Raw genomic sequence first — 4,842 nt, 5'->3', positions numbered from 1 at the left:
GCGTATTGAGGCGGCGGCCCGCGCTCAGGCCGCGTACAGCTTGATACATCTGGCGCGGTTATCATCGCGCCATGCTTGAGCAACGAATTCAACAACACTTTATTGACAGCGCCGACCTGAAATACCAGGCCGCGCAAGTCCTGAGCAAACCGATTGCGGCGGCCGTGCAGGCAATGCTGACCTGCGTCACCAGCGGCGGCAAAGTGCTGGCCTGCGGCAATGGCGGTTCCGCCGCTGACGCGCAGCATTTTTCCGCCGAGTTTGTCGGGCGCTATGAGCGTGAGCGGCCGGAGTTGGCGGCCATAGCGCTCACGACGGACAGCTCCATCATCACGGCGATTGCCAACGACTACGACTTCAGCGTCATTTTTTCGCGCCAGGTGCGCGCGCTGGGGCAGCCCGGCGATGTGCTGCTGGCCATTTCCACCAGCGGCAATTCGGCCAATGTGCTGGCCGCCATTGAGGCTGCCCATGAGCGCGAGATGGTGGTGGTGGGTCTGACCGGGCGCGGCGGCGGCAAAATGACGCATGCCTTGCGCGATACGGATGTGCACATTTGTGTGCCCCATGAACGCACGGCACGCGTGCAAGAGGTCCACCTGCTGGCCCTGCATTGCATTTGTGACGCCGTGGACGCCCAGTTACTTGGAGATCAGGAAGCCCCCCTATGAAATTTGCAACTCAAAAACGCGTGACGATACTGGCACTGAGCGCCTGCCTGGGCGCAAGCCTGAGCGCTTGCGCCCCGATCCTGGTAGGGAGTGCCGTGATGGGCTCGCTGATGGCAACCGACCGCCGTACCTCGGGCACACAGATCGAGGACGAGGGTATTGAGCTGCACGCCGCCAGCCGCATTGACGAGAACCTGGGCGAGCGCGTTCGCGTCAGCGTCACCAGCTACAACCGCCAGGTGCTTTTGACGGGGGAGGTGCCCAGTGCCCAGGACAAGCAGCTGGTGGAGCAGGTGGTGTCCAAGGTTGAGAATGTGCGTGCCATCGTCAACGAGATTGCCGTTCTGGGCAAGGCCACACTGACCCAGCGCTCGTCGGACGCGCTGGTCACTGGCCGGGTCAAGGCCGGCATGGTGGATGCCAAAGATCTGTTTGCCAATTCGTTCAAAGTGGTGACTGAGCATGGCACCACCTATTTGATGGGGCGGGTGACCCAGCGCGAGGCCAATCGGGCCACCGATATCGCCCGCGCCACCCCGGGGGTTCAGAAAGTGGTTCGTGTGCTGGAGATCATTACCGAAGATGAGTTGGCGAACATGCTGCCCCAACCTGCTGTCAACGAAGTCAAAAAATAAGGCCAGAAGGTTTGACTCCGTTCGCCCTGAGCTTGTCGAAGGGTTCAAGGCTTCGACAAGCTCAACCCGAACGGTAAGGGAAGAGGGTGGCGCTACCTTAGCCGTTTGATCAGGCTGGAGGTGTCCCAGCGCTGGCCGCCCATGTGCTGCACATCGGCATAAAACTGGTCCACCAAGGCCGTCACGGGCAGGCGCGCTCCGTTGCGCTTGGCTTCATCCAGCACCAGCCCCAGGTCCTTGCGCATCCAGTCGACCGCAAAGCCAAAATCAAACTTATTCGCCACCATGGTTTTGCCGCGGTTGTCGAGCTGCCAGCTTTGGGCCGCACCCTTGCCAATCACGTCCAGCACCTGGTTCATGTCGAGCCCGGCCTGCTGGCCAAAGGCAATCGCTTCGCTCAAGCCCTGCACCAGGCCGGCGATGCAAATCTGGTTCACCATCTTGGCCAGCTGACCGGCACCACTCTCGCCCAAGAGCGTGAAAGCCCTGGAAAAAGCCATGGCGACCGGTTGTGCCAGGTCAAAAGCGGCCTGGTCACCACCGCACATCACGGTCAGCAGACCGTTTTGCGCACCCGCCTGGCCGCCCGACACCGGCGCGTCGACAAATCGCAGGCCCAGATTTTTCGCGGCGGTAGACAGCTCGCGGGCCACGCTGGCCGAGGCCGTGGTGTGATCCACCAACACGGCACCCGGCTGCATGCCGGCAAAGGCGCCGTCCGCGCCCAGGGTCACTTGCGCCAAATCGTCGTCGTTGCCGACGCAGCAAAAAACGACATCAGCCTGGTGCGCGGCGAGTCTGGGTGTCAATGCATGTTTTGAGGCGCTAGCCCCCGCGAACTCTGCGCACCATGCTATTGATTTTGCAGCAGTTCGGTTGTACACGGTGACTTGGTGGCCGGCCCGCGCCAGGTGCCCGGCCATGGGATAGCCCATCACGCCCAGGCCCACAAAGGCGACCTGTCGCGCGGCGCTGGCTTCGTAAGTTTTGGCGTTGATATTGCTCGTGGTGCTGGTCATGGTGGTGGCGTGTGGTGTGGTCAAACGATGGCGAAGTTTTCGGTGCCGGCGCTCAGGTCTTGTGCCCTGCCGCGCTGGCTGTTGAGTTTGATTTGCAGGCGCAGGTCATTGACCGAATCGGCGTTGCGCAAGGCATCCTCGTAGGTGATCATGTTGTTTTCATAGGCGTCAAACAGCGCTTGATCGAAAGTTTGCATCCCCAGATTTCGGCTTTTCTTCATGATCTCCTTGATCTCGGAGACTTCACCCTTGAAGATCAGGTCGGAAATCAGGGGGGTGTTGAGCATGACCTCGACCACCGCCACCCGGCCCCGGCCGTCCTGCTTGGGGATCAGCCGCTGCGACACCATCGCTTTCAGGTTGAGCGACAAGTCCATCAGCAGCTGCGAGCGCCGTTCTTCGGGAAAGAAGTTGATGATGCGGTCCAGCGCCTGGTTGGCGCTGTTGGCGTGCAGCGTGGCCAGGCATAAATGCCCGGTTTCCGCGAAGGCGACGGCATGTTCCATGGTTTCACGGTCGCGAATTTCACCCATCAGAATCACATCGGGAGCTTGACGCAGGCTGTTTTTCAGGGCGGCGCCCCAGCTGTCGGTGTCCAGCCCGACCTCACGCTGCGTCACCACGCAGTTTTTGTGCGGGTGCACAAACTCGATCGGATCCTCAATCGTGATGATGTGCCCGTAGGAGTTGTCATTGCGCCAGTCCACCATCGCCGCCAGGGTGGTCGATTTGCCGGAACCGGTGGCACCCACCAGAATGCACAGACCGCGTTTGGCAGCGACCACGTCCTTGAGTACCTGCGGCACGCCCAGACCATCGATGGTCGGCAAGGTCAGCGGAATCACCCGCAACACCATGCCCACTTTGCCCTGCTGCAGAAAGGCGCTGACGCGAAAGCGCCCCACGCCCGGCGGCGAGATGGCGAAGTTGCATTCCTTGGTGCGCTCGAACTCGGCCACCTGCTTGTCGTTCATGAGCGCGCGCGCCAGCGCCAGTGTGTGGGGCGCGTTGAGCGGCTGGGGCGAGACCTTGGTGATCTTGCCGTCCACTTTGACGGCCGGCGGAAAATCGGCCGTGATGAACAAATCGCTGCCATTGCGACTGATCATGAGTTTGAGCAGATCATTGACGAATTTGGTGGCTTGATCGCGTTCCATGACGGGGGTGCTCCGGGGAATTATTTCTTGTCGCTGAGCCGCGCGCTGACGACGCGCAGCCGAAGCGACAGTTTGCGGGCCAGCAAGGTGATGAGACTGGCGGCCAGCGCCGGATCTGCGCTCAGCATTTCATCCATCGCCTCGGCGCTGAGAACGGCGATGTCGCAAGTGCTCATCGTGGTGCAGACCGAAAACCGCATGCCACTGTCGAGCAGCGACATTTCACCCAGAATCTCGCCGGGCGCGGCCTCCGCCAAGCGCAGCCGCTCACCCCAGGGCTGCACGCGATCAATGGCAACGCTGCCACTGAGCAGCACCACCATGAAATTGCCGTACTCATCCTGGCGGATGAGGTCGCGGTTGGCGGCCACCGTGGCGAAAGCAAAGTAGCGCTCCATGCGCCCGATGGCGTCCTGGTCCAGCTGGCGCATGTACTTGTCCTTGGCCCACAGGCCTTGCAGCAGCTTGGTGCCACGGCCGGGACTTAATTTTGAGGCCTCCACCTCGGCGGCACGAGCCGCCCAGGGCTCCAGCTGGTTGGCGTCCAGACCCAAGCCGGCAAAGGCCGAGGTGAACAGCATGGAGTCATGTTTGTCTTCAACCGGCTCCGGTTTTCTTTTTTTTCGGAGGAGTCCGAAGATTCCTTTCATTGCGCGCTCCAATAGGTTGGCTGGGATCGATGAAAAAGGACTCAACCGGGGAAGTTCTCGGGAATCTTGGCTTTAGAGCGGGCTTCCGCCGGGCTGATGATGTTGCGCTTGACCAGATCGGTCAGGTTCTGGTCCAGCGTTTGCATGCCCAGGCTGTTGCCGGTCTGGATGCTGGAGTACATCTGCGCCACCTTGGCCTCGCGGATTAGGTTGCGGATGGCGCTGGTGCCGAGCATGATTTCGTGCGCTGCCACCCGGCCCTGGCCGTCTTTGGTTTTGCACAGGGTCTGCGAGATCACGGCCTGCAGGGACTCGGACAACATGGCGCGCACCATCTCTTTTTCTTCCGCCGGAAACACGTCAATGATCCGGTCAATGGTCTTGGCCGCGCTTGAGGTGTGCAGCGTGCCAAACACCAGGTGCCCGGTCTCGGCCGCCGTCATGGCCAGGCGGATGGTTTCCAGGTCGCGCATTTCGCCCACCAGAATGGCATCCGGGTCTTCCCGCAGGGCCGAGCGCAGGGCGGCGGCAAAACTCAGCGTGTGCGGTCCGACCTCGCGCTGGTTGACCAGGCATTTCTTGGATTCGTGCACGAACTCGATCGGGTCTTCCACCGTCAGAATGTGGCCAAACTCGGTCTCGTTGAGAAAGTTGACCATGGCCGCCAGCGTGGTCGACTTGCCGGAACCGGTGGGGCCGGTCACCAGCAC

General features: G+C 61.4%; 6 protein-coding genes. 2 read left to right on the top strand and 4 right to left on the bottom strand.

The annotated features are described in order from the left end of the window. The first annotated feature begins 71 nt into the window (after window positions 1-71). Both B3V69_RS15435 and B3V69_RS15430 read left to right on the top strand, forming a co-directional pair. Window positions 72-671: a phosphoheptose isomerase gene (locus B3V69_RS15435; RefSeq protein WP_296447903.1), complete on the top strand. Its 600-nt coding sequence runs from the start codon at window positions 72-74 to the stop codon at window positions 669-671. Next, entirely contained in the window at window positions 668-1,306 is a 639-nt protein-coding gene (locus tag B3V69_RS15430; protein ID WP_296447902.1) for a BON domain-containing protein, read from the top strand. Before B3V69_RS15435 ends, B3V69_RS15430 begins: the two co-directional genes overlap by 4 nt. A 92-nt stretch (window positions 1,307-1,398) precedes the next feature. On the opposite strand, the gene B3V69_RS15425 is transcribed toward B3V69_RS15430, so the two are convergent. The 4 genes from B3V69_RS15425 to B3V69_RS15410 all read right to left on the bottom strand — a co-directional run. Beyond that, entirely contained in the window at window positions 1,399-2,325 is a 927-nt protein-coding gene (locus B3V69_RS15425) for an NAD(P)-dependent oxidoreductase (protein ID WP_296447901.1), read from the bottom strand. 20 nt (window positions 2,326-2,345) lie between these two features. Continuing rightward, complete coding sequence (locus tag B3V69_RS15420) at window positions 2,346-3,482, bottom strand: PilT/PilU family type 4a pilus ATPase (protein WP_296447900.1); 1,137 nt, start codon at window positions 3,480-3,482, stop codon at window positions 2,346-2,348. A 20-nt stretch (window positions 3,483-3,502) separates the two neighbouring features. Beyond that, complete coding sequence (locus tag B3V69_RS15415) at window positions 3,503-4,132, bottom strand: Crp/Fnr family transcriptional regulator (protein ID WP_296447899.1); 630 nt, start codon at window positions 4,130-4,132, stop codon at window positions 3,503-3,505. 41 nt (window positions 4,133-4,173) lie between these two features. Continuing rightward, window positions 4,174-4,842: type IV pilus twitching motility protein PilT (locus tag B3V69_RS15410; RefSeq protein WP_296447898.1), on the bottom strand; the 669-nt coding region annotated here is incomplete at its 5' end.

It is taken from the genome of Rhodoferax sp. UBA5149, assembly GCF_002413825.1.
In the GTDB taxonomy this organism is placed as follows: Bacteria; Pseudomonadota; Gammaproteobacteria; order Burkholderiales; family Burkholderiaceae_C; genus Rhodoferax.
The sequence above is the reverse complement of the archived record's forward strand: the minus strand, read 5'-3'. Positions and strand labels throughout refer to the sequence as shown.